The 23,218-nt window shown below is 69.9% G+C and carries 23 protein-coding genes; 17 read left to right on the forward strand and 6 right to left on the reverse strand.

Features of this window, described 5'->3' with window-relative positions; translation table 11 throughout:
• Window positions 1-59 precede the first annotated feature (59 nt).
• From prfA to AB852_RS08320, 15 genes are all read left to right on the forward strand, one after another.
• A complete protein-coding gene (gene prfA, locus AB852_RS08250) occupies window positions 60-1,136 on the forward strand; it encodes a peptide chain release factor 1 (protein WP_073784972.1) in 1,077 nt (358 codons plus the stop codon).
• A gap of 57 nt (window positions 1,137-1,193) precedes the next feature.
• On the forward strand, window positions 1,194-2,075 hold the full coding sequence (gene prmC, locus AB852_RS08255; RefSeq protein WP_073784974.1) for a peptide chain release factor N(5)-glutamine methyltransferase: 882 nt from the start codon (window positions 1,194-1,196) through the stop codon (window positions 2,073-2,075).
• Window positions 2,076-2,125: 50 nt separating this feature from the next.
• Window positions 2,126-2,773, forward strand: a complete 648-nt coding sequence (locus tag AB852_RS08260) for an L-threonylcarbamoyladenylate synthase (protein ID WP_073784976.1) — start codon at window positions 2,126-2,128, stop codon at window positions 2,771-2,773.
• A complete protein-coding gene (locus AB852_RS08265; RefSeq protein ID WP_073784978.1) occupies window positions 2,770-3,423 on the forward strand; it encodes an arsenate reductase/protein-tyrosine-phosphatase family protein in 654 nt (217 codons plus the stop codon). Before AB852_RS08260 ends, AB852_RS08265 begins: the two co-directional genes overlap by 4 nt.
• A gap of 456 nt (window positions 3,424-3,879) precedes the next feature.
• A complete protein-coding gene (locus tag AB852_RS08270) occupies window positions 3,880-5,427 on the forward strand; it encodes an undecaprenyl/decaprenyl-phosphate alpha-N-acetylglucosaminyl 1-phosphate transferase (RefSeq protein WP_245876641.1) in 1,548 nt (515 codons plus the stop codon).
• Between the two features lie 391 nt (window positions 5,428-5,818).
• The gene (locus tag AB852_RS08275; RefSeq protein ID WP_073784980.1) at window positions 5,819-6,256 is read left to right on the forward strand and encodes a Cg1360 family ATP-synthase-associated protein; all 438 of its coding nucleotides are present in this window, start codon (window positions 5,819-5,821) and stop codon (window positions 6,254-6,256) included.
• A gap of 219 nt (window positions 6,257-6,475) precedes the next feature.
• Window positions 6,476-7,297 (forward strand): F0F1 ATP synthase subunit A, encoded by an 822-nt coding sequence (gene atpB / locus AB852_RS08280; RefSeq protein WP_073784982.1) that lies wholly within the window; start codon window positions 6,476-6,478, stop codon window positions 7,295-7,297.
• Between the two features lie 71 nt (window positions 7,298-7,368).
• A complete protein-coding gene (atpE, locus tag AB852_RS08285; protein ID WP_031039373.1) occupies window positions 7,369-7,599 on the forward strand; it encodes an ATP synthase F0 subunit C in 231 nt (76 codons plus the stop codon).
• Between the two features lie 38 nt (window positions 7,600-7,637).
• Window positions 7,638-8,183, forward strand: a complete 546-nt coding sequence (locus AB852_RS08290; RefSeq protein WP_073784984.1) for a F0F1 ATP synthase subunit B — start codon at window positions 7,638-7,640, stop codon at window positions 8,181-8,183.
• Between the two features lie 5 nt (window positions 8,184-8,188).
• The gene (locus AB852_RS08295; protein ID WP_073785692.1) at window positions 8,189-9,004 is read left to right on the forward strand and encodes a F0F1 ATP synthase subunit delta; all 816 of its coding nucleotides are present in this window, start codon (window positions 8,189-8,191) and stop codon (window positions 9,002-9,004) included.
• A 116-nt stretch (window positions 9,005-9,120) separates the two neighbouring features.
• Entirely contained in the window at window positions 9,121-10,716 is a 1,596-nt protein-coding gene (gene atpA / locus AB852_RS08300) for a F0F1 ATP synthase subunit alpha (RefSeq protein ID WP_073784986.1), read from the forward strand.
• A gap of 21 nt (window positions 10,717-10,737) precedes the next feature.
• Window positions 10,738-11,655, forward strand: a complete 918-nt coding sequence (locus AB852_RS08305) for a F0F1 ATP synthase subunit gamma (protein WP_073784988.1) — start codon at window positions 10,738-10,740, stop codon at window positions 11,653-11,655.
• Window positions 11,655-13,097: a F0F1 ATP synthase subunit beta gene (gene atpD, locus AB852_RS08310; RefSeq protein WP_073784990.1), complete on the forward strand. Its 1,443-nt coding sequence runs from the start codon at window positions 11,655-11,657 to the stop codon at window positions 13,095-13,097. Before AB852_RS08305 ends, atpD begins: the two co-directional genes overlap by 1 nt.
• A gap of 108 nt (window positions 13,098-13,205) precedes the next feature.
• On the forward strand, window positions 13,206-13,580 hold the full coding sequence (locus tag AB852_RS08315; protein WP_073784992.1) for a F0F1 ATP synthase subunit epsilon: 375 nt from the start codon (window positions 13,206-13,208) through the stop codon (window positions 13,578-13,580).
• Window positions 13,581-13,710: 130 nt separating this feature from the next.
• Window positions 13,711-14,178, forward strand: a complete 468-nt coding sequence (locus AB852_RS08320) for a DUF2550 domain-containing protein (protein ID WP_073784994.1) — start codon at window positions 13,711-13,713, stop codon at window positions 14,176-14,178.
• A gap of 913 nt (window positions 14,179-15,091) precedes the next feature.
• On the opposite strand, the gene AB852_RS08325 is transcribed toward AB852_RS08320, so the two are convergent.
• The 3 genes from AB852_RS08325 to AB852_RS08335 all read right to left on the reverse strand — a co-directional run bounded on the left by AB852_RS08325 (window position 15,092) and on the right by AB852_RS08335 (window position 19,315).
• Complete coding sequence (locus AB852_RS08325) at window positions 15,092-16,927, reverse strand: glycoside hydrolase family 18 chitinase (protein ID WP_073784996.1); 1,836 nt, start codon at window positions 16,925-16,927, stop codon at window positions 15,092-15,094.
• Between the two features lie 433 nt (window positions 16,928-17,360).
• Window positions 17,361-18,023: a response regulator gene (locus tag AB852_RS08330; RefSeq protein WP_073784998.1), complete on the reverse strand. Its 663-nt coding sequence runs from the start codon at window positions 18,021-18,023 to the stop codon at window positions 17,361-17,363.
• Complete coding sequence (locus AB852_RS08335; RefSeq protein ID WP_079184361.1) at window positions 18,020-19,315, reverse strand: sensor histidine kinase; 1,296 nt, start codon at window positions 19,313-19,315, stop codon at window positions 18,020-18,022. The genes AB852_RS08330 and AB852_RS08335 overlap by 4 nt, the downstream gene beginning before the upstream one ends.
• A gap of 188 nt (window positions 19,316-19,503) precedes the next feature.
• Between AB852_RS08335 and AB852_RS08340 the strand changes: the two genes are divergently transcribed.
• Window positions 19,504-20,085 carry a hypothetical protein gene (locus AB852_RS08340; RefSeq protein WP_073785698.1) on the forward strand — a complete coding sequence of 194 codons (582 nt, stop codon included), beginning with the start codon at window positions 19,504-19,506 and terminating at the stop codon, window positions 20,083-20,085.
• 40 nt (window positions 20,086-20,125) lie between these two features.
• On the opposite strand, the gene AB852_RS08345 is transcribed toward AB852_RS08340, so the two are convergent.
• The 3 genes from AB852_RS08345 to AB852_RS08355 all read right to left on the reverse strand — a co-directional run bounded on the left by AB852_RS08345 (window position 20,126) and on the right by AB852_RS08355 (window position 22,314).
• The gene (locus tag AB852_RS08345; RefSeq protein ID WP_073785000.1) at window positions 20,126-20,698 is read right to left on the reverse strand and encodes a cob(I)yrinic acid a,c-diamide adenosyltransferase; all 573 of its coding nucleotides are present in this window, start codon (window positions 20,696-20,698) and stop codon (window positions 20,126-20,128) included.
• A 13-nt stretch (window positions 20,699-20,711) separates the two neighbouring features.
• On the reverse strand, window positions 20,712-21,467 hold the full coding sequence (locus tag AB852_RS08350; RefSeq protein WP_079184362.1) for an ABC transporter permease: 756 nt from the start codon (window positions 21,465-21,467) through the stop codon (window positions 20,712-20,714).
• Between the two features lie 64 nt (window positions 21,468-21,531).
• Window positions 21,532-22,314, reverse strand: coding sequence for an ABC transporter ATP-binding protein (locus AB852_RS08355; protein ID WP_073785002.1), 783 nt, complete (start codon window positions 22,312-22,314; stop codon window positions 21,532-21,534).
• Window positions 22,315-22,469: 155 nt separating this feature from the next.
• Here AB852_RS08355 and AB852_RS08360 point away from each other — a divergent pair, with 155 nt between their 5' ends.
• Window positions 22,470-23,207, forward strand: coding sequence for a TetR/AcrR family transcriptional regulator (locus AB852_RS08360; protein ID WP_079184363.1), 738 nt, complete (start codon window positions 22,470-22,472; stop codon window positions 23,205-23,207).
• Window positions 23,208-23,218 lie beyond the last annotated feature (11 nt).

Raw genomic sequence — 23,218 nt, forward strand, 5'->3', positions numbered from 1 at the left:
CCACCACCCCGGCAGGCAACCCCGGCCACCACAGCCGTAGGCAGATCAGGAGCCCGGAGATGTTCGAGGCCGTCGCGGAACTCGTCGACGAACACACCCACCTGGAGCATCAGCTCGCCGACCCCGGGGTGCACTCCAACCAGGCCAACGCGCGCAAGCTCAACAAGCGCTACGCCGAGCTGACCCCGATCATCGGCGCGTACCGCTCCTGGAAGCGCACGGGCGAGGACATCACCACCGCCCGCGAGCTGGCCGCCGAGGACCCCGACTTCGCCGCCGAGGTCAAGGACCTGGAGAAGCAGCGCGACGCGCTCACCGAGAAGCTCCGGCTGCTGCTCGTCCCCCGGGACCCCAACGACGACAAGGACGTGATCCTTGAGGTCAAGGCGGGCGCGGGCGGCGACGAGTCCGCGCTGTTCGCCGGGGACCTGCTGCGGATGTATCTGCGCTACGCCGAGCGCGTCGGCTGGAAGACCGAGATCATCGACTCCACCGAGTCCGAGCTCGGCGGCTACAAGGACGTCCAGGTCGCCGTGAAGACCAAGGGCGGCCAGGGCGCCACCGAGCCCGGCCAGGGCGTCTGGGCCCGCCTCAAGTACGAGGGCGGCGTCCACCGGGTGCAGCGGGTGCCCGCGACCGAGTCGCAGGGCCGTATCCACACCTCGGCCGCCGGAGTGCTCGTCACCCCGGAGGCGGAGGAGATCGACGTCGAGATCAACCCCAACGATCTGCGCATCGACGTCTACCGCTCCTCGGGCCCCGGCGGGCAGTCCGTCAACACCACCGACTCCGCCGTGCGCATCACCCATCTGCCGACCGGTGTCGTCGCCTCCTGCCAGAACGAGAAGAGCCAGCTCCAGAACAAGGAGCAGGCCCTGCGTATCCTGCGCTCACGACTGCTCGCCGCGGCCCAGGAGGAGGCGGAGAAGGAAGCCGCCGACGCCCGCCGCAGCCAGGTGCGCACCGTCGACCGGTCGGAGAAGATCCGCACCTACAACTACCCCGAGAACCGGATTTCCGACCACCGCGTCGGTTTCAAGGCGTACAACTTGGACCAGGTGCTCGACGGGGACCTCGACGCCGTCATCCAGGCGTGCGTCGACGCGGACTCCGCCGCCAAGCTGGCGGCCGCGTAACACCCGAGGGGCGCCCAGCCCGACGCCCCAGAACAGCCCAGCCCCGGAGGACCTCGCGTGCAGCCACCCATTGGGGGTCGACCCCCAGGCCCCCGCAGTCTGCTGCTCGCTGAGGTGGCCCAGGCCACCCAGCGCCTCGCCGACGCGGGCGTGCCCTCGCCGCGCAACGACGCCGAGGAGCTCGCCGCGTTCGTGCACGGCGTGAAGCGGGGCGAGCTGCATTCCGTCCCCGACCCCGACTTCGACGCCCGCTACTGGGAGGCCATCAACCGCCGGGTGGCCCGCGAACCCCTCCAGCACATCACCGGACGCGCCTACTTCCGCTATCTGGAGCTCCAGGTCGGACCCGGGGTGTTCGTGCCCCGCCCGGAGACCGAGTCCGTCGTCGGCTGGGCCATAGACGCCGTACGCGCGATGGACGTCGTCGAACCCCTCATCGTCGACCTGTGCACCGGCTCGGGCGCGATCGCCCTCGCCATGGCGCAGGAGGTGCCCCGCTCCAAGGTGCACGCCGTCGAGCTCTCCGAGGACGCCCTGAAGTACACCCTCAAGAACGCCGAGGGCTCCCGGGTCGCCGTCCACCAGGGCGACGCGCTCGCCGCGCTGCCCGAACTCGACGGCCAGGTCGACCTCGTCATCTCCAACCCCCCGTACATCCCCCTCACCGAGTGGGAGTACGTCGCGCTGGAGGCCCGCGAGTACGACCCGCAGATGGCGCTGTTCTCCGGCGACGACGGCCTCGACACCATCCGCGGCCTCGAACGCACCGCGCACCGCCTGCTGCGTCCCGGCGGCATCGTCGTCGTGGAGCACGCCGACACCCAGGGCGGCCAGGTGCCGTGGATCTTCAGCGAGGAAGAGGGCTGGGCCGACGCCGCAGATCACCCCGACCTCAACAACCGGCCCCGATTCGCGACCGCGCGCAAGGCACGACCGTGACGTCCCGGCCCCGCACCCCGACCCAGTACGCGCACGAGGAGGCCCGCTAGATGGCACGGCGATACGACACCAACGACGCGACCGACCGCACCACCGGTCTGCGTGAGGCCGGGTCCGCCGTCCGCCGTGGCGAGCTGGTCGTGCTGCCCACCGACACCGTGTACGGCATCGGCGCCGACGCCTTCAGCTCCGAGGCGGTCGCCGACCTCCTCGACGCCAAGGGCCGCGGGCGCAGCATGCCCACCCCCGTCCTCGTCGGCTCCCCGAACACCCTGCACGGTCTCGTCATCGACTTCTCCGAGCGGGCCTGGGAGCTCGTGGACGCGTTCTGGCCGGGCGCCCTCACCCTCGTCGCCCGTCACCAGCCGTCGCTCCAGTGGGACCTCGGGGACACCCGCGGGACCGTCGCCGTGCGGATGCCGCTGCACCCCGTCGCCATCGAACTGCTCACCGAGGTCGGCCCGATGGCCGTGTCCTCCGCGAACCTCACCGGGCACCCCGCGCCCGAGGACTGCGACGCCGCCCAGCAGATGCTCGGCGACGCCGTCTCCGTCTATCTCGACGGCGGTCCGACCCCCGGCATCGTGCCCTCGTCCATCGTGGACGTCACCGGGAAGGTGCCCGTCCTGCTGCGTGCCGGTGCCCTCGACGCGGACGAGCTGCGCAAGGTCGTACCCGACCTCGAGGTGGCCAATTGACGGCCCCTGAGGGGCGTGGCATAGGCACGGGGGTCACCGGTATCGGGGACACGTTCCGCATCCTCCACGTCAGTACCGGCAATGTGTGCCGCTCACCGATCACCGAGCGGCTGACCCGTCATGCCCTGATCGACCGCCTCGGGGACCCGCTCGGCGGCGGTGTCGTCGTGGAGAGCGCGGGCACCTGGGGCCATGAGGGCGCGCCCATGGAGTCCAACGCCGAGACCGTCCTCGCGGACTTCGGCGCCGACGCCAGCGGGTTCACCGGACGGGAACTCCTCGACGACCACGTGATCCGCGCCGATCTCGTGCTCACCGCGACCCGGGACCACCGCGCCCAGGTCATCTCGATGGGTCACTCGGCGGGTCTGCGGACCTTCACCCTGAAGGAGTTCACCCGGCTGGTGCGGGCCATCGACCCGGCGACCCTGCCCGATCCGCTCGACGGCGGTGTCGTGGAACGCGCCCGCGCCCTGGTCCGGGCCGCCGCCGCGCTGCGCGGCTGGCGGCTCGCCCCGTCCGCCGAGGCCGACGAGGTGTACGACCCGTACGGGGCGCCGCTGCCGTTCTTCCGGTCCATCGGCGACGAGATCCATGAGGCCCTCGACCCGGTCGTCACCGCGCTGACGGGCGTCACCGCCCGGATGTGACGCCGCCGCCCGTGCCCGGTGATCCGCGCACGGGCCGCCGGGCCGTACGCGGCTCCGCCCGGGGCCTGTCCGCGGCTGCGGGGACCGTCCTGGGCACTCTGCGCCCGGCCCGGCGCGGTAGGCCGCGGGTCGCGCTTGGCAGGGCCGCGGTGACCGCTCGGGGCGGGGGCGGAACCGGGGGTGGTGAGGATCGCGGTACTGTTCGCCGCGGCGCTGCGTGGCAAGATCGCCGGCAGATCCGTCCGCGCGGAGGTGCGGGAACCCGTCCACGGGTGCCCGCCGTACCCGGATGCCCCGGGGTGACGTACCTCCGGCCGGGGCGGGTAGCCGGGCAGGGACATACGGGGAGCGTACGTTCTCCGTGCAACCATGCTCGCTACCCGGAAGTCCCCATCCATATGCACCCGAGGCTAGGCTGTGGGGCTGAGCTGGCCGAAGACTCCTGTGGGGAAGCCTGTGCGTGAATACCTGCTGACGCTCTGTATCACGGCCGCGGTGACCTATCTGCTGACAGGTCCGGTGCGGAAGTTCGCGATCGTGGCCGGAGCGATGCCCGAGATCCGTGCCCGTGACGTGCACCGGGAGCCCACGCCCCGGCTCGGCGGGATCGCGATGTTCTTCGGGCTGTGCGCGGGTCTTCTCGTCGCCGACCATCTGACCAACCTCTCCGAGGTCTTCACCAGCTCCAACGAGCCGCGTGCCCTGCTCTCCGGGGCCGCGCTGATCTGGCTGGTCGGGGTCCTGGACGACAAGTTCGAGATCGACGCGCTGATCAAGCTGGGCGCCCAGATGATCGCCGCGGGCGTCATGGTCATGCAGGGCCTCACCATCCTGTGGCTGCCGGTCCCCGGTGTCGGCATGGTCGCGCTCACCCAGTGGCAGTCGACGCTGCTGACCGTCGCCCTTGTCGTGATCACCATCAACGCCGTCAACTTCGTGGACGGCCTCGACGGTCTCGCCGCCGGCATGGTGTGCATCGCCTCGGTGGCGTTCTTCCTGTACGCCTACCGCATCTGGTACGGCTACGGGCTGGAGCCCGCCGCGCCCGCGACGCTGTTCGCCGCGATCCTGATCGGGATGTGCCTCGGCTTCCTGCCGCACAACATGCACCCCGCCCGGATCTTCATGGGCGACTCGGGATCGATGCTCATCGGCCTGGTGCTGGCCGCCGGCGCCATCTCCATCACCGGCCAGGTCGACCCCGACAGCCTCTTCACCGAGGGGGACGTCGGGCTGCGCGAGGTCGTGCACGCCACCGTCCCCGTGTACATCCCGCTGCTGCTGCCGCTGACCATCATCGCCATCCCGGCCGCCGACCTGGTCCTCGCGATCGTGCGCCGCACCTGGCGCGGGCAGTCGCCGTTCGCCGCCGACCGAGGGCATCTGCACCACCGGCTCCTCGACATCGGGCACTCCCACAGCCGCTCGGTGCTGATCATGTACTTCTGGGCGGCCCTGATCTCGTTCGGGACGCTGGCGTACTCCGTCAACGCGGCGTCGATGTGGATCGTCCTCGCCGTCGCGGCACTGAGCGCGGTCGGCCTGGTACTGCTCCTGCTGCCCCGCTTCACCCCGCGCGCGCCCCGCTGGGCGGAGAGCTTCGTCCCGCCCCGCTACCGGCGCCGCAAGCGCCCGCTGGACGGTCAACTCCCTTACGGCGAAGGTGAGTCGGGCTCTCCTGAGGAGTCCGGCACGGCGGCGGACGGCCCGGTGCCGGCGGGTGTGGCGGCGGGGGGAGCGCTCTCCCGGGGCGCGCGCGAGGGCTCAGCGCCCGGTGGACATAACGGTTCCGGCACATTCACCGGGGCGGGTGGCGCCCGTGACACGGACGACGCGCGTGAGTCCGGTGCGGACAACGACTCCAAGATCACCAACAGCGCCGGAAAGCCGGGCAGTTCGTCCGCTTCCTCCGACTCTGTCCGGGCCGGCGGCGTCAACGGCTCGACAGCGTCCGGCCTGCGCTCCCGTCTGCGCGACCGCGGGCGGGCCGGCAGTCGTCGCTGAGACACCTTCCAGCGGCCCGTATCGTCGACGGTACGGGCCGCTTCGCGTTGCCGGACGTGACCCGTACGAGCCCTGTGTGAGTGTCCGTTGACAGTGGGTTGCGTGCGGGCGGGTGCGGAACGGGGCGCTCCGTGCGGTCATACCGCGCTAATAGCAGACAACTCCCCGCCTGTCATGCACAGGTGGGCAAGGTCACTCTCATGTGTGACAGTGGGCACACTTCATAGGTAAAGACCTCATCAAATAGTTTGTGATACCGTTCACGAGAACCCGGGATAGCGCCGAAGGACCGTAGTGCGACGGCCCATTGGACCGAGGTTCCCTCTCGATTTCCGGGTTTACGCTCGTCCATGACGACACACGCCCCCATCAAGTAAGCGGAGCTGCCGCCATGCCGTCCCAAGACGCACGCACCGTCATCCAGACCGCCGTACCCACCGCTGCCGTAGGCGCGGTAGCCGCTGTGATCAGCGGAGTGGTCGCGGGCGGCAAGGGAGCGCTGGGGGCGGTCGTGGCGACCGTGATCGTGATCCTCTTCATGGGTATCGGGCTCGTGGTGCTCGAACGCACCGCCAGGTCCCTGCCGCACCTGTTCCAGGCCATGGGCCTGATGCTGTACACGGCCCAGATCCTGTTGCTCTTCATCTTCATGGCGGCGTTCAAGGACACCACCCTGTTCAACGCGAGGACGTTCGCGGCCACACTCGTCGCCGCCACCCTCGTGTGGATCGGGGCCCAGGCCCGCGCCCATATGAAGGCCAAGATTCTCTACGTGGAACCCGAGGATTCGAAGGCTGACAAGCCCGCGAAGTCCGGGTCTTCGACGTGAGGGGTAGGGCCGGTATAAGGGCACGATCGACTTACTGCTATCGTCCGGTGCCAACTGCGGCATCGCGGGCGCGGGCATCCAAGCTGACGCCTGCAGCGCGAGGCTTGATGCCCGATCGCCGCCCTCACATCCGTTACACCAGTCCAGTGCCGAACCGCGGCTGCGCGCCGCGCCGACACAACGAGGTTGCCGTACCTATGCGCCACGAAGGAGCCCGCGGTGAGTGCTGATCCGACGCAGGTGCTCGCCTTCGAGACCGACTGCCACATCTTCGACGGTTGTGGCTTCCCGGCTCCCGGCCTGCACTCGTTCCTGTTCAAGCCCATCTGGGGCGACGCGGACAGCAACCTGTACTTCAACAAGCCGATGCTGCTCGCCCTGCTCGGGTCGATCATCATCATCGGGTTCTTCTGGGCCGCCTTCGCCAAGCCCAAGGTCGTCCCCGGCAAGCTCCAGATGATCGCCGAGACCGGATACGACTTCGTCCGTCGCGGCATCGTCTACGAGACCATCGGAAAGCGGGAGGGCGAGAAGTACGTCCCGCTGATCGTCTCCCTCTTCTTCTTCATCTGGATGATGAACCTCTGGGCGATCATCCCGCTGGCCCAGTTCCCGGTGACCTCGATCATCGCCTACCCGGCGGTCCTCGCGCTCATCGTCTACATCGTCTGGGTCTCGATCACGTTCAAGCGTCACGGCTTCGTGGGCGCCTTCAAGAACTTCACCGGTTACGACAAGTCGCTCGGCGCGGTCCTGCCCCTGGCCATGACCATCGAGCTCTTCTCGAACCTCCTCGTCCGGCCGTTCACCCACGCCGTGCGACTCTTCGCGAACATGTTCGCGGGCCATACCCTGCTCGTGCTCTTCACCATCGCGACCTGGTACCTGCTCAACGGCATCGGTATCGCGTACGCGGGTGTCTCGTTCGTCATGGTCCTGGTGATGCTGGCCTTCGAGCTCTTCGTCCAGGCCCTTCAGGCGTACGTCTTCGTACTCCTGACCTGCAGCTTCATCCAGGGCGCGCTCGCCGAGAAGCACTGAGCACCCCTCCTCTCCAATATTCGTCCGGTGGCCAACCCCCACCGGTCCGGTAAAGAAAAGGAAGAACTGGCATGTCCCAGACCCTTGCCGCTGTTTCCGGCTCGCTCGGCTCCATCGGTTACGGCCTCGCCGCCATCGGCCCCGGCGTGGGCGTCGGCATCATCTTCGGTAACGGCACCCAGGCGCTGGCCCGTCAGCCCGAAGCCGCCGGTCTGATCCGCGCCAACCAGATCCTCGGCTTCGCCTTCTGTGAGGCGCTCGCCCTCATCGGCCTGGTCATGCCGTTCGTCTACGGCGTGTGATCTGAACACGACCAGACCACTAGACGAAAGGCACTGACATGAGCCAGTCGCTCATCCTGGCGGCCGAGGAGGTCCAGAACCCCCTCGTCCCGCCGATCCCTGAGCTCGTCATCGGCCTGATCGCCTTCGTCATCGTCTTCGGCATCCTCGCCAAGAAGCTCCTCCCGAACATCAACAAGGTTCTGGAAGAGCGCCGTGAGGCCATCGAGGGCGGCATGGAGAAGGCCGAGGCCGCCAAGACCGAGGCCCAGAGCGTCCTTGAGCAGTACAAGGCGCAGCTGGCCGAGGCCCGGCACGAGGCCGCCCGGCTGCGGCAGGACGCGCAGGAGCAGGGCGCCACGCTCATCGCCGAGATGCGCGCGGAAGGCCAGCGGCAGCGCGAGGAGATCGTCGCCGCCGGTCACACCCAGATCGAGGCCGACCGCAAGGCCGCCGCTCAGGCGCTGCGCCAGGACGTCGGTCAGCTCGCCACCGAACTGGCCGGCAAGCTCGTCGGTGAGTCCCTTGAGGACCACGCCCGGCAGAGCCGCACCATCGACCGGTTCCTCGACGAGCTCGACGTGAAGGCCGAGGCCGCTCGATGAGTGCGCTGCACGGAGCCAGCCGCGAAGCCCTGGCGGCGGCGCGCGAACGGCTCGACACGCTGACGGACAACACGTCCGTCGACGTGACGCGGCTCGCCGCCGACCTGGCCTCCGTCACCGCGCTGCTGGACCGCGAGGTCTCGCTGCGCCGGGTCCTCACCGACCCGGCGCAGACCGGTGAGGCCAAGGCCGACCTCGTCGGCCGCCTCCTCGGCACCCAGGTGGGCGGCGAAGCCGCCGACCTGGTCGCCGGTACGGTGCGCTCCCGCTGGTCACGCTCGCGTGACCTGGTGGACTCCCTGGAGGAGCTGGCGGACACCGCCGACCTCACGGCCGCCCAGCGTGCGGGCACGCTGGACGACGTCGAGGACGAGCTCTTCCGGTTCGGCCGGATCGTCGCCTCGGACCCCGGGCTGCGCGCCGCGCTGACCGACCGGTCCGCGACGGCCGCCGCCAAGAGCGAGCTGCTGGGCACCCTGCTCGACAGCCGCGCCAAGGCGGAGACCACCCGGCTGGTCACGCGACTCGTGACCCGCCCGCGGGGACGTAGCCTGGAGGCGGGACTCGAATCCCTGTCCAAGCTCGCCGCGGAGCGCCGTGACCGCATGGTCGCGATCGTCACCTCGGCCGTACCGCTGAGCGATCAGCAGAAGCAGCGCCTGGGCGAGTCCCTCGCGAAGCTCTACGGCCGTGCGATGCACCTGAACCTGGACGTGGACCCCGGGGTCCTCGGCGGAATCCGGGTCCAGGTCGGCGACGAGATCATCAACGGCAGCATCGCGGACCGCATCGACGAAGCCAGCCGCCGCATGGCCGGCTGAGCAACAGAACAACGTACGTCCGACGGCCCTGGTTGGGCCGTGCAGAAGGATTCCTGGGGGTCGCCCCCAGACCCCCAAAGAACTTCGGGCCCAACAAGGAGAGCAGGGAACCCAAGATGGCGGAGCTCACGATCCGGCCGGAGGAGATCCGGGACGCGCTGGAGAACTTTGTCCAGTCGTACAAGCCGGACGCGGCCTCGCGCGAGGAGGTCGGTACGGTCACCGTTGCCGGCGACGGCATCGCGAAGGTCGAGGGACTGCCCTCGGCCATGGCCAATGAACTGCTGAAGTTCGAGGACGGCACCCTCGGTCTCGCGCTGAACCTCGAAGAGCGTGAGATCGGTGCCGTCGTCCTCGGCGAGTTCAGCGGCATCGAGGAGGGCCAGCCGGTGCAGCGCACCGGTGAGGTGCTCTCCGTCTCGGTGGGCGAGGGCTACCTCGGCCGCGTCGTCGACCCGCTCGGCAACCCGATCGACGGCCTCGGCGAGATCGAGACCAGCGGCCGCCGCGCCCTTGAGCTGCAGGCCCCCACGGTCATGCAGCGCAAGTCCGTGCACGAGCCGATGGAGACCGGCTACAAGGCCGTCGACGCGATGACGCCGATCGGCCGTGGCCAGCGTCAGCTCATCATCGGCGACCGCCAGACCGGCAAGACCGCCCTGGCCGTCGACACCATCATCAACCAGCGCGACAACTGGCGCACCGGTGACGTGAACAAGCAGGTGCGCTGCATCTACGTCGCCATCGGCCAGAAGGGCTCGACCATCGCCGCGGTGCGCCGCTCGCTGGACGAGGCCAACGCGCTGGAGTACACGACCATCGTCGCCGCCCCGGCGTCCGACCCGGCCGGCTTCAAGTACCTCGCGCCGTACACCGGATCGGCCATCGGCCAGCAGTGGATGTACGAGGGCAAGCACGTCCTCATCATCTTCGACGACCTGTCGAAGCAGGCCGACGCCTACCGCGCCGTGTCCCTGCTGCTGCGCCGTCCGCCGGGCCGTGAGGCGTACCCCGGTGACGTCTTCTACCTGCACTCCCGGCTGCTGGAGCGCTGCGCCAAGCTCTCCGACGAGATGGGCAAGGGCTCGATGACGGGCCTCCCGATCGTGGAGACCAAGGCGAACGACGTCTCGGCGTTCATCCCGACCAACGTCATCTCCATCACCGACGGCCAGTGCTTCCTGGAGTCCGACCTGTTCAACGCCGGCCAGCGCCCGGCCCTGAACGTCGGTATCTCGGTCTCCCGTGTCGGTGGCTCCGCCCAGCACAAGGCGATGCGCCAGGTGTCGGGCCGGCTCCGTGTCGACCTGGCCCAGTTCCGTGAGCTGGAGGCGTTCGCCGCCTTCGGTTCCGACCTGGACGCCGCGTCGAAGGCGCAGCTGGAGCGCGGTCAGCGGATGGTCGAGCTGCTGAAGCAGCCGCAGTACCAGCCGATGGCCACCGAGGACCAGGTCGTCTCCGTGTGGGCCGGTACCACGGGCCGCATGGACGACGTCCCCGTCGTCGACATCCGCCGCTTCGAGACCGAGCTCCTCTCCTACCTGCACCGCAACGAGCAGGGCCTGATGACCTCGATCAAGGAGGGCGCGAAGATGTCGGACGACACCATCACCGCCATCTCCGACGCGGTCGCGGAGTTCAAGAAGGAGTTCGAGACCTCGGACGGCAAGCTCCTCGGCGAGGACGCGTCTGCCGTCAACGTCTCCAAGTGACGTAAGGAAGGGACCTGACTCATGGGAGCCCAGCTCCGGGTCTACAAGCGTCGCATCCGATCCGTCACCGCGACCAAGAAGATCACCAAGGCGATGGAGATGATCGCCGCCTCGCGTGTCGTCAAGGCACAGCGCAAGGTGGTGGCCTCCGCGCCGTACGCGACCGAGCTGACACGCGCGGTCACGGCGGTGGGAACGGGTTCGAACACCAAGCACCCGCTGACCACGGAGGCGGAGACGGCTCGCCGTTCCGCGGTGCTGCTCCTCACGAGCGACCGCGGACTGGCCGGCGCCTTCAACTCCAACGCGATCAAGGCGGCGGAGCAGCTGACCGCTCGCCTTGAGGCGGAGGGCAAGGAGGTCGACACGTACATCGTCGGCCGCCGCGGTGTGGCCCACTACAACTTCCGCGAGCGGACCGTCGTGGAGCTGTGGACCGGCTTCACCGACGAACCGACGTACGCGGATGCCAAGACGGTCGCCGCACCGCTCATCGCCGCGATCGAGCGGGACACGGCCGACGGTGGGGTCGACGAGCTGCATGTCGTCTACACCGAGTTCGTGTCGATGATGACGCAGAACGCGATCGGCAGCAGGCTGCTGCCGCTGAGCCTGGAGGAGGTCGCCGAGGAGGCGTCCACCAAGGGCCAGATCCTTCCGCTGTACGACTTCGAGCCGTCGGCGGAGGACGTCCTCGACGCCCTGCTGCCGCGGTACGTCGAGAGCCGGATCTACAACGCGATGCTCCAGTCGGCCGCTTCCAAGCACGCCGCCACGCGACGCGCGATGAAGTCGGCCACCGACAACGCGGGTGAGCTGATCAACACGCTCTCCCGACTTGCCAACGCGGCCCGCCAGGCCGAAATCACCCAGGAAATCAGCGAGATCGTCGGCGGCACCGCAGCCCTGTCCGACGTGAACGCGGGGAGTGACAGGTAATGACGACGACAGTTGAGACGGCCGTTGCCACGGGCCGCGTCGCCCGGGTCATCGGCCCGGTCGTCGACGTGGAATTCCCCGTCGACGCCATGCCGGAGATCTACAACGCCCTGCACGTCGAGGTCGCAGACCCGGCGAAGGAGGGCGAGAAGAAGCTGCTGACGCTTGAGGTCGCCCAGCACCTCGGCGACGGCATCGTCCGCGCGATCTCGATGCAGCCCACCGACGGTCTGGTCCGCCAGGCCGCGGTGACGAACACCGGCAAGGGCATCATGGTGCCCGTCGGCGACTTCACCAAGGGCAAGGTGTTCAACACGCTCGGCGAGGTGCTGAACCACCCCGAGGAGAACGCCAACGTCGGTGAGCGCTGGGCGATCCACCGCCAGGCGCCGGCCTTCGACCAGCTCGAGTCGAAGACCGAGATGTTCGAGACCGGTCTGAAGGTCGTCGACCTGCTCACCCCGTACGTCAAGGGTGGAAAGATCGGCCTCTTCGGTGGTGCCGGTGTCGGCAAGACCGTGCTGATCCAGGAAATGATCATGCGTGTCGCCAACCTTCACGAGGGCGTCTCCGTCTTCGCGGGTGTCGGTGAGCGTACGCGTGAGGGCAACGACCTCATCGACGAGATGGAGGAGTCCGGCGTCCTCGACAAGACGGCGCTGGTCTTCGGCCAGATGGACGAGCCCCCGGGCACCCGGCTGCGCGTGGCCCTCGCGGGTCTGACCATGGCGGAGTACTTCCGCGATGTGAAGAAGCAGGACGTGCTGTTCTTCATCGACAACATCTTCCGCTTCACCCAGGCCGGTTCCGAGGTCTCGACCCTGCTCGGCCGGATGCCCTCCGCGGTGGGCTACCAGCCGAACCTGGCCGACGAGATGGGTCTCCTCCAGGAGCGCATCACCTCGACCCGTGGTCACTCGATCACCTCGATGCAGGCGATCTACGTCCCCGCGGACGACCTGACCGACCCGGCCCCGGCCACCACGTTCGCCCACCTCGACGCGACGACGGTGCTCTCCCGTCCGATCTCGGAGAAGGGCATCTACCCGGCCGTGGACCCGCTGGACTCCACGTCCCGCATCCTGGACCCCCGGTACATCGAGCGGGATCACTACGACGCCGCCATGCGCGTCAAGACGATCCTCCAGAAGTACAAGGACCTCCAGGACATCATCGCGATCCTCGGTATCGACGAGCTGGGCGAGGAGGACAAGCTCGCTGTCCACCGCGCCCGTCGTGTCGAGCGGTTCCTGTCCCAGAACACCCACGCGGCGAAGCAGTTCACCGGTGTGGACGGTTCGGACGTGCCGCTGGACGAGTCGATCGCCGCGTTCAACTCGATCTGCGACGGTGAGTACGACCACTTCCCGGAGCAGGCGTTCTTCATGTGCGGTGGTCTTGAGGACCTCCGCAAGAACGCCAAGGAGCTCGGCGTCAGCTGAGCCCCGCGCTCTTGAGCGAGGGGGCCCCGACCGGCCCCCTCGCCCACGCCTCTACACTTTTGACCCAACACCCGGCCTGCCCGCCGGGTGGTGACCCGAGGAGCACCCTTGGCTGCTGAGCTGCACGTCGAGCTGGTCGCCGCGGACCGGAATGTCTGGTCCGGCGAGGCCACCCTGGTCGTCGCGCGCACCACCTCCGGCGACATCGGCGTCATGCCCGGTCACCAGCCGCTGCTCGGTGTGCTGGAGTCGGGCCCGGTGACGATCCGTACGAGTGACGGCGAGACCGTCATCGCCGCCGTTCACGGTGGTTTCGTGTCGTTCGCCGACAACAAGCTGTCCCTGCTGGCGGAGATCGCCGAGCTGTCGGACGAGATCGACGTCCAGCGCGCGGAGCGGGCACTGGAGCGGGCGCAGGGCGACGCGGATGCCGCCGCCGAGCGCCGCGCCGATGTGCGGTTGCGTGCGGTGGCGGTGCGCTGACCTGGCGCACTGTAGGAAGTGACTCAGCCGCGGCGCGGTCCGGAGACTCTCCGGCCCGGTCCGCGGCTGAGGCGATTGCTGGATACGTTCCGCTGTTCACGTTACTGATGAGGCGAGGAGGTCGGTGCCGATGATCCTCGCTCTGCTTGTAGGCGGTATCGCGGTAGTCGCACTGGTTGTGGTCGGTCTCTTCGCCTTCGGTGTACGCCGTCGGCTGATCCAGCGGTCCGGAGGCACCTTCGATTGCAGTCTGCGCTGGAACCTTCCCGAGCCCTCCTCCGCGGAGGGCTCGGTCGATTCGTCCGGCAAGGGCTGGGGGTACGGGATCGCCCGCTACGGGGGGGACCGGATCGAGTGGTTCCGGGTCTTCTCCTACGCGCACCGGCCGCGGCGGGTCCTGGACCGGTCGGCCATCGAGGTGCTGGGCCGGCGGGAGCCGGCGGGCGAGGAGGAGCTGGCGTTGCTGTCCGACGCGGTGGTCCTGGCGTGTCTTGTCCGCGGGACCCGGCTGGAGCTGGCGATGAGCGAGGACGCGCTCACGGGGTTCCTGGCCTGGCTGGAGGCCGCGCCCCCCGGCCAACGCGTCAACGTGGCGTAACGCCTTCGCTCGCGCTTCCGAGCTCCGTCCGGCTGGACGTACCTGTCCCTGTGCCGTCGCTCGGTGGGTGCGCAGTTCCCCGCGCCCCTGGATGCTGCCCCGGTCCGTTGACCGTCGTGTGCGGGTCTGCCCTCGTTTTTGCGCAGTTCCCCGCGCCCCTAGGTTTCCTGTGCGGGGCGTACTTGTCCCTGTGCGGGTCGGACGGGGTTGCGCAGTTCCCCGCGCCCCTTCGGTCGCGCCCCTTGCGGTTCCCGTTCGGGTGCGGATGCTCCGTGGTTGCTCGCGCAGTTCCCCGCGCCCCTGAGGTGCTGCCCCATTGCGGTCGTTCCTCGGGTGCGGGCCTGCGCTCGTTTCGCGCAGTTCCCCGCGCCCCTTTGGGGGCGCCTCCTGGGGTTGCCCTTTGGGTGCTGACCCCCTCCTCGTGCAGTCGCGCTGCTGCGGGAGGGGGTGGGCGGGAATCTCTGCTCGCAGACTCCGATGCTCTTCAGTAGATCCGCTGGACGTCTTACCGAGCGTGTCGGATCGAGGACGGAGAATCCCGACCGGCACCGACCTGAAGAACAAGCAGATGGCGCCCCAAAGGGGCGCGGGGAACTGCGCGAAAACGACGAGCGACGGCACAGGAACGAAGTGCGTCCCGCCGGACAGACCTCGGGAGCGCAAGCGAAGGCGACCCGCGGGGAACTGCGCGAAACCACCGAGCGACGGCACAGGAACGAAGTGCGCTCAGCACAGGAAACCCCCGGGCGAGCCGGGACGCCGGAGAGCCCGGTACGCGTCTGGGGCGTACCGGGCTCGTGAGCCGGGGGGTCGGGGGGCGTTCCTGGCCCCCCGGCTCCGTACCGGGCGCGACCGGTGTGGGACCGACCGCCTCGGAACCGGGGTACCGGCGAGCGCCGGTACCCCTACGTGCTTACTGCAGACCCGTGTGGATCGCGTTCACCAGCTCACCATTGCTGGTGTCACCGTCCGCCGACCAGAAGAAGGCTCCGCCGAGCTTCTGGTTCTTGGCCCAGGCCATCTTGGTCTGGATCGTGGCGGGGGTGTCGTAGCTCCACCAGCTGTTGCCGCACTTGGCGTAGGCGGTGCCGCCCACGGTGCCGGTCGCGGGGCAGGTGGTCTTGAGGACCTTGTAGTCCTCGATGCCCTGCTCGTACGTACCCTGGCCGGGCCCGGTGGCGACGCCACCCGGCGCGTCCTGGGTGACACCCGTCCACCCGCGGCCGTAGAAGCCGATGCCGAGCAGCAGCTTCTTGTCAGGCACACCCTGCGCCTTGAGCTTGGCGATGGCCTCGGAGGAGCTGAAGCCCTGCTGCGGGATGCCGGGGTACGGCGTCAGCGGGGAGTGCGGGGCCGTCGGGCCCTTCGTCGCCCAGGAGCCGAAGAAGTCGTACGTCATGACGTTGTACCAGTCGAAGCTGGCGGACGCCCCGGCGTAGTCGGCCTTGTCGATCTTGCCGCCGGTGGAACCGTCGGCGGTGATCGCAGCGGTGACCAGGTAGTTCGGGCCGAACTTGGTCCGGGTCGCGGCGGCGAGGTTCTTCAGGGCCGCCGGGCCGCTGTTGTCACAGGTGAGACCACAGGCGTTCGGGTACTCCCAGTCCAGGTCGATGCCGTCGAAGACATCGGCCCAGCGGGGGTCCTCGACCAGGTCGTAGCAGGACTGCGCGAACGCAGCCGGGTTCTGCGCGGCCTGGGTGAAGCCGCCGGACCAGGTCCAGCCGCCGAAGGAGAAGAGGATCTTGATGTGCGGGTGCTTGGCCTTCAGCTTGCGCAGCTGGTTGAAGTTACCGCGCAGGGGCTGGTCCCAGGTGTCCGCGACACCGTCGACCGACTGGTCCGCCGTGTACGCCTTGTCGTAGTCCGCGTAAGCGTCACCGATGGTGCACTTGCCGTTCTGGACGTTGCCGAAGGCGTAGTTGATGTGCGTGATCTTCGCGGCGGTGCCGGACGTGTCCAGGTTCTTCACGTGGTAGTTGCGCCCGTAGACGCCCCACTGGGTGAAGTAGCCCATCTTGATCTTGCTGCCGCCACCGCCGGGGTTGCCGTTGCCGGTGGTGCGGACGGCGACCGACGCGCTGACGGGACCGGTCTGGTCCTTCGTGTCGCGGGCCTGGACCGTGTACGAGTAGTCCGTGCCGGCGGACAGCGTGTTGTCCGTGTACGACGTGGGACCGGTCGTGGCCGGGGGAACCGTCGCGACCTTCACGCCGTCCCGCAGGACGTCGTAGTTCTTGATGCCCTTGTCGTCCGTGGCCGCGGCCCACGTCAGTTTCGCCGCGGTGTCGGTGATGCCGGAGGCAGTGGGGGTGCCAGGGGCGGAGGGCGGCTCGTCACCGGGGACGACGCCTCCGTCGCAGGAGCCGCCGTTCAGGGTGCAGTTGCTCGGGAAGCCGGGGCCGACACCGTTGAACCCGAAGGTGACGGTGGCGCCGGGGGCGAGCGTCCCGTTCCAGGCCAGGTTCTTGGCGGTCCAGTGATCACCGGTGCTGGTGATCGTGGCGTCCCAGGAGGAGGCTACGCGGGTACCGGTGGGGAAGTCCCATTCCACGTTCCAGGAGCTGAGCGTGGTGGTGCCGGTGTTCTTGACGGTCCAGCTTCCGCCGAAGCCGCTGCCCCAGTCCTGCGTCTTGGTGAATGTGGCAGTGGCGTTGGCCGCCGCTGATGCCGGCGTCGCCAGGCCGACCATCGCCGCGAACGGCAGCACCAGGGTGGTGAGCCCTGCCACTACCTTGTGTCTGAAGCGCATTCTGCGCCTCCTTGGGTGAGGTCCAGTGGGGAGGTGGAACCAAACCTGCGCCGCCCGTGAGTACGCGCCGTGACGACTCTCATGGCCATGACACGCTCACCGCAGTGCGGCGAGAATAGAAAGGTCTGGACCATCGGTCAAGAGGTCTGGACCATCGGAGGGTGGTTCCCCCTGGTCAAGGCACCCGGTGTTCCCAGGAGTTGACAGCTGACCCAGCCTCATCCTCCGTGGCGTGAGACCCGCATTCACCCGCGCCGTCACTGTCCCACAGGCCCCTTCGGCCCCGTCGGTGAAGCCGCCGAACCGCCAGCGGCCGCTCTTTCACGGCAGCCCGGCACCGGCCCCCTGAGCTGCGGTTTCTCTCTGCCGGACCCCGTCGTCCTGTGTCGGGCGTCACCTCGCGCACCCCGTAAAGAGGGCACACCGCAAGGGTCTACGGGGTGAGCCCCAACTCCCGTGCCAGCACCGCCGCCTGCACCCGGCTGCGCAGTTCCAGCTTCCCCAGCAGCCGGCTCACATGAGTTTTGACCGTCGCCTCGGCCATCTCCAGCCGCACCGCGATCTCCGCGTTGGACATTCCCTCGCCGATGCGCCCGAGGACCTCACGCTCACGCCGAGTGAGCGAATCCAGTGCCGCCAGCACCGCCGGATCGGTGCCCGGACCCGCCGCGGGGCGACCGGGCCGCGCGAACTCCGCGATCAGCCGGCGGGTCACCGCGGGCGCGATCAGCCCCTCCCCGCGCCCCACCGCCCGGACCGCCTCCAGCAGATCCCTGGCCTCGGTGTTCTTGAGGAGGAAGCCCGAGGCGCCCGCGCGCAGCGCCCCGAACACGTACTCGTCCAGATCGAAGGTGGTCAGCACCAGCACGTCCGCGAGGGACTCCGCGACCACCTGCCGGGTCGCCGACACCCCGTCCAGCCGGGGCATCTGCACATCCATCAGCACCAGGTCGGGCCGCAGCTCCCGGGCCAGCTCCACCGCCCGCTCACCGTCCGCGGCCTCGCCCACGACCTCGATGTCCGGGGCGCTGCGCAGGATCAGGACCAGTCCGGCCCGTACGGCGGACTGGTCCTCGGCCACCAGTACACGGATCACGCTGTCACTCCTTCGCCGGGATTCCCGGCCGTGTCGATGGGGAGGGTGGCGCACACGCACCAGACCTCGGCGCTGTCCCCCGAATGCGGGTCCGCCGCCCGGGGCGCCGCCTCGAACGTCCCGCGCAGCAGCGCCGTGCGCTCCCGCATCCCGATCAGTCCGGCGCCCGAGCCCGGCGCCCGTGGCCCGTCCCGGTGCCCGTACGGGCTCGTCACCCGCACGGACAGGGTGGTGGTGTCCTGGGTCAGCCGGACCGTCACCAGGCCGGGAGAGGCGTGCTTGAGGGCGTTGGTGAGTGATTCCTGGACGATCCGGTACGCGGCGAGCTCCACGGGCGCGGGCAGTTTGCCCGAACCCTCCGCCCGGGTGTCCTCCAGTGCCACGTCCAGCCCGTTGACGCGCGCCCCGGCGACCAGTGCGGCCAGTCCGTCGAGGGTGGGGGCGACGGCGGGTTCGCGGTCCTCGGAGGAGTCGCGCAGGATCCCGATCAGGCGCCGCATCTCGGCGAGTCCCTGCACGCTGTTCTCGCGGATCACCCCGAGCGCGGTCTGGGTGGTACGGGGGTCGTCGAGGGACAGCGCGGCCGTCGAGTGGATGGCGATCGCGGACAGATGGTTGGCGACCATGTCGTGCAGTTCACGGGCCATCCGGGCACGTTCGGCGGCGACGGCCTGCACCCGGTCCATCTCGGCGAGCAGCGCGGTCTGCTCGGCCCGCAGCCGTTCGGCGTCCGCGGTGTCGCGATGGGTGCGGACCAGGACACCGGTGGCCGCCGGGGCGAACGACAGCAGGGCCGTGACCACCCCGATCAGGACTGCCTCGGGCCGCCGGAACCACGCCAGGAACCCGATGGTGACGGCCAGGGAGAGCAGCCCCGTGGTCACCGGGATGCGCCGGGCGTCGACGGGCGGCCCGTACAGCACGGCCGCGTAGACGATGTCCGTGAACATCACCAGCGTCGCCAGACTGCCCTGGGTGAACTGGTCGGCGACCAGGGCGAGGGTCGCGACCGGCAGGGCGATCCGGGGACGGGTCCTGCGCAGGAGCTCCGTGCCCGCCATCACGGCGAGCGGCAGCAGGACCCAGGCGCCGTCGAGGGGCCGCTGGTTCTGGGTGTGGAGGCCGATGGCCCACATGGCGGTGCCGCCGCCCAGACCGACGGCCGCGATCAGCCGGTCGACGTGGTGCGGCAGCAGCCCGATGTCCCGCGGCCGGCGGCGTGGCCGGACGGCGGTGGCCTCGGCCGCCGGGCGCGCGGTGTCCCCGGGGGGCGGAGGGGATGAGGACGGCATACGACCATCCAACACGCTCCGTGTCCGGGCCGCGTCGACGCGCGGGCGGACCGGTTCCCGCGTCCGGTACATCCAAGGGTGCAGTCACGGTTCGTCGTCGGTGACGACGTGCCGGGCCCCCGGGTGCGGAAGTCTGGAAGCGGTGGCCGGTGGCGGGGAGCCGGCGGGCCGAACGGGAGGAGCACAGCGTGATCGTCACACTGATCATCGTCTGCGAGGTGGGCTTCTGGGTGCTGCTGGCCCTGGGGCTGTCCCTGCGGTACCTGGCGAGGATGCCCCGGGCCGGGGCGGCGGTGCTTTTGTGCGAGCCGGTGCTGGAGGTGGTGCTGCTGGTGGTCACCGCGACCGACCTCAGGAACGGCGCGGTACCGGACTGGAAGCACGGGCTGGCCGCCGTCTACATCGGCTACACCGTCGGCTACGGGCACTACACGATCAAGTGGATCGACGGGCACTTCCAGCACCGGTTCGCGGGCGGACCGCCGCCGCCGAAGCCGCCGAAGTACGGGGCGGCACGCGCCCGGCACGAGGGCGTGATGTGGGGCCGCACCGTGGTCGCGGCGGCCGTGGCCTGCGGACTCCTCCAGGCCGCGATCTGGTACGTGGGCGACGGCGGCGATGTGTCGTCCCTGCGGGGATGGCAGTTCACCGCGCTGCGGGTGGTGGGCATCCACGGCCTGGTCGCCCTCTGCTACGCGATCTGGCCGAAAAAAGCCCCCGTGGACCCGCCGCCGTCCCCCGACCGCGAGTCCTCCCGCACCTCCGGCTGAGCGACCGCGGCGAGGGCCGCCGCTCGGCCCCCGGCAACGGCTACCGCTCGCCCCCCGGCACCCACAGCACGTCCCCGCGCGACTCGTTGGCGACCCGGGCCAGGATGAACAGCAGGTCCGAGAGCCGGTTCAGATAGGTGGCGGTCAGCGGGTTCATCGTCTCGCCGTGCACCTCCAGCGCCGCCCAGGTGGACCGCTCCGCCCGCCGCACGACCGTGCACGCCTGGTGCAGCAGGGCCGCCCCGGGGGTCCCGCCGGGCAGGATGAAGCTCCGCAGTTTCTCCAGCCGGTCGTTGAACAGGTCGCAGTCCGCCTCCAGCCGGTCCACATAGAACTGCTCCACCCGCAGCGGCGGGTACTTGGGCTCCTCGACCACCGGGGTGGACAGATCGGCCCCCACGTCGAAGAGATCGTTCTGCACCCGGGTCAGCACCGCGACGACGTCCTGCGCGAGGTCACCGAGCGCGATGGCGGTACCGAGCACGGCGTTGGCCTCGTTGGTGTCCGCGTACGCCGAGATCCGCAGATCCGTCTTGGCGGTGCGGCTCATGTCGCCGAGGTGGGTGGTGCCCTTGTCCCCGGTCCTGGTGTAGATGCGCGTCAGATTGACCATGACCCCAGCGTAGTTACGCGCGGTCCGCCCGGAAGGCCCGTGTGCCGACCGTCACTGCCAGGGCCGTGAGCCCGACGGCGACCAGCACCCCGTACAGCATGGGCGTGGTGGCGTACCGGCCCGCGAACGCGTCGCGTACGGCGTCCACCGGATGGCGCAGCGGTGCGAACCGGGAGAGCGTGTCGAGCCAGCCCGGGGCGAGGGTCATGGGAAGCATCAGCCCGGACAGCAGCATCGTCGGCAGTGTCACGGCGTTGACGGTGGCCCCGAAGGCGTGCGGCACGGACAGCCGCATCGCCAGGGTGTACGACAGCGAGCTGAGCGCGACCGTCAGCACCGCCACGAACGCGAATCCGACGAGCAGCCCCGCCACCGGCGCGCGCAGCCCCATCACCAGGGCGGCGGCGATCAGCAGCACCGCCTGGAAGGTGAGGAGGGCTGCGTCCAGGAGCACCCGGCCGAGGAGCAGCGCGAGCCTGCTGACCGGGGTCGCCCGCATCCGGTCCACCACCCCCTGCCCCTTCTCCACGATGATCGCGAACCCGGCGAAGGACGCCCCGAACAGCGCGAGCTGGAGCAGCAGTCCCGGGGCGAGCACCTGCCAGGAGGAACGGTCGCTGTCCAGCGGCAGCCGCGTCAGCAGCGGGCCGAAGAGGACGAGGTACAGCAGCGGCATCAGCATGCCGAACAGCATCTGGAACCGGGAGCGCAGCGTCTTGCGGGCGTACCGCCCGAAGATCAGCGCGGTGTCGGAGAGCAGGGCGGGCACGGGGACTCCTCGGGAACAGGGACGGCGACGGGGACGGCTACGGGTGCGGGGGAGTGCGGCGCGGTCATACGGCGACGGGTGCCGGGTCCGGGGTGAGCGGGCCGCGTCCGGTGATCGCGAGGTAGGTGTCCTGGAGCGAGGAGTCGAGCGACCCGGTGTGGGCCAGCCGCAGCGCGCCCGGGGTGCCTTCGGCGACGACCGCGCCCTGGTCGATGACCACCAGCCGGTCGGCGAGTTCGTCGGCCTCGTCGAGATGGTGGGTGCTGAGCACGACCGTCGTGCCGTGGTCGTCGCGGACCCGGCGGACCAGTTCCCACAGATCGGCGCGCCCCGCCGGGTCGAGCCCGGTGGTCGGTTCGTCGAGGAACAGCACCTCGGGGCGGTGGGTGAGCCCCATCGCGAGGTCGAGGCGGCGGCGCCGGCCGCCGGACAGGGCGGCCGTGGGGCGGTCGAGGAGCCCGTCCAGCCCGAGGAGCCCGGCAAGTTCCCCGGCCCGCGCGCTCGCCTCGGCCCTGCCGAGCCGGTGGAGCCGCCCCTGGGTCACCAGTTCCTCGCGGCCGGTCAGCGTGGGGTCCAGGCCGCTCGACTGGGCGACATAACCGCAGCGGGCGCGGACCCCGGCCGGGTCGGTGACGAGGTCGTGGCCCGCGACCGTGGCGCTGCCGGCGGTGGGCCGCAGCAGGGTGGTGAGCATGCGCAGGGCCGTGGTCTTGCCCGCGCCGTTGGGGCCGAGCAGAGCGAGGATCTCGCCCCGGCCGACCCGCAGATCGATGCCCCGGACCGCTTCGACGGGGCCTTGGGACGTGCGGAAGGTCCGGGCGAGGCCGGACACCGTGATGACTGCCATGCCCCCAGAAAAACAGAGCCGCTGAAAATTTGCAATGACTCCAAAAATATCTCGTGACTCCGTGCCGACCGCCCCGCACAGCCCTCCGGCACCCCTTCCGACTCCCCGCCGACGGCACCGATCCGGGCGCCCACCAGGGCGGTTAGGCTGCTGCCATGGGCGAAGGGGCAGCGAACCGCACACACGGCGAGGACCGGACGCGGGGCGCGGCGCCCGCGACCGGGCGCGGCGGGAGCGCCGGTGGGCCGGAGGCCCGCGAAGGGCTCCGGGAGCGCAAGAAGCGCCGGACCCGGCAGCACATCTCCGACCTGGCCACCGGGATGTTCCTGGAACGCGGGTTCGACGCGGTGACCGTCGCCGAGATCGCGGACGCCGCCGAGGTCTCCGTCAACACGGTCTACAACTACTTCCCGGCCAAGGAGGACCTGTTCCTCGACCGGGCGTCCTCGGTGGCCGACCGGCTCGCCGGCTGGGTGCGCGGCCGGGCCCCGGGGGAGTCCGCCGCGCGGGCCGTCCTGCGCGAACTGCACGCCGAGATCGAGGCGGTGTCGCCCCGGGTCGGGCTGATGACGGGATACGACCGCTTCCTCGTCGTCGTGGAGGACGCCGCGGGACTGCGCTCCCGGCTCCAGGAGCTCGACCAGGAGGTGCTCGTGAACCTGGACCGGGCGCTGCGCGAGGAGACCGGGGCCGCGCCCGGCGACCGGCTGCCCAGCCTGGTCGCCGGTCAGATCGACTGGGCGCACCGGACGGTCATGGGTGTCATCCGCTGCGGACTGATCGAGGGCCGCACCCCCGAGGCCGTGTCCCGGGAGGCGCTCGACGCCCTGGACGACATCACGGAACTGCTCGGCGAACGGGTCCTCAACTACGCCGTACGCGCCCGGGGATGACCCCGTCCGCC

The organism is Streptomyces uncialis, from assembly GCF_001905345.1.
Lineage (GTDB): Bacteria > Actinomycetota > Actinomycetes > Streptomycetales > Streptomycetaceae > Streptomyces > Streptomyces uncialis.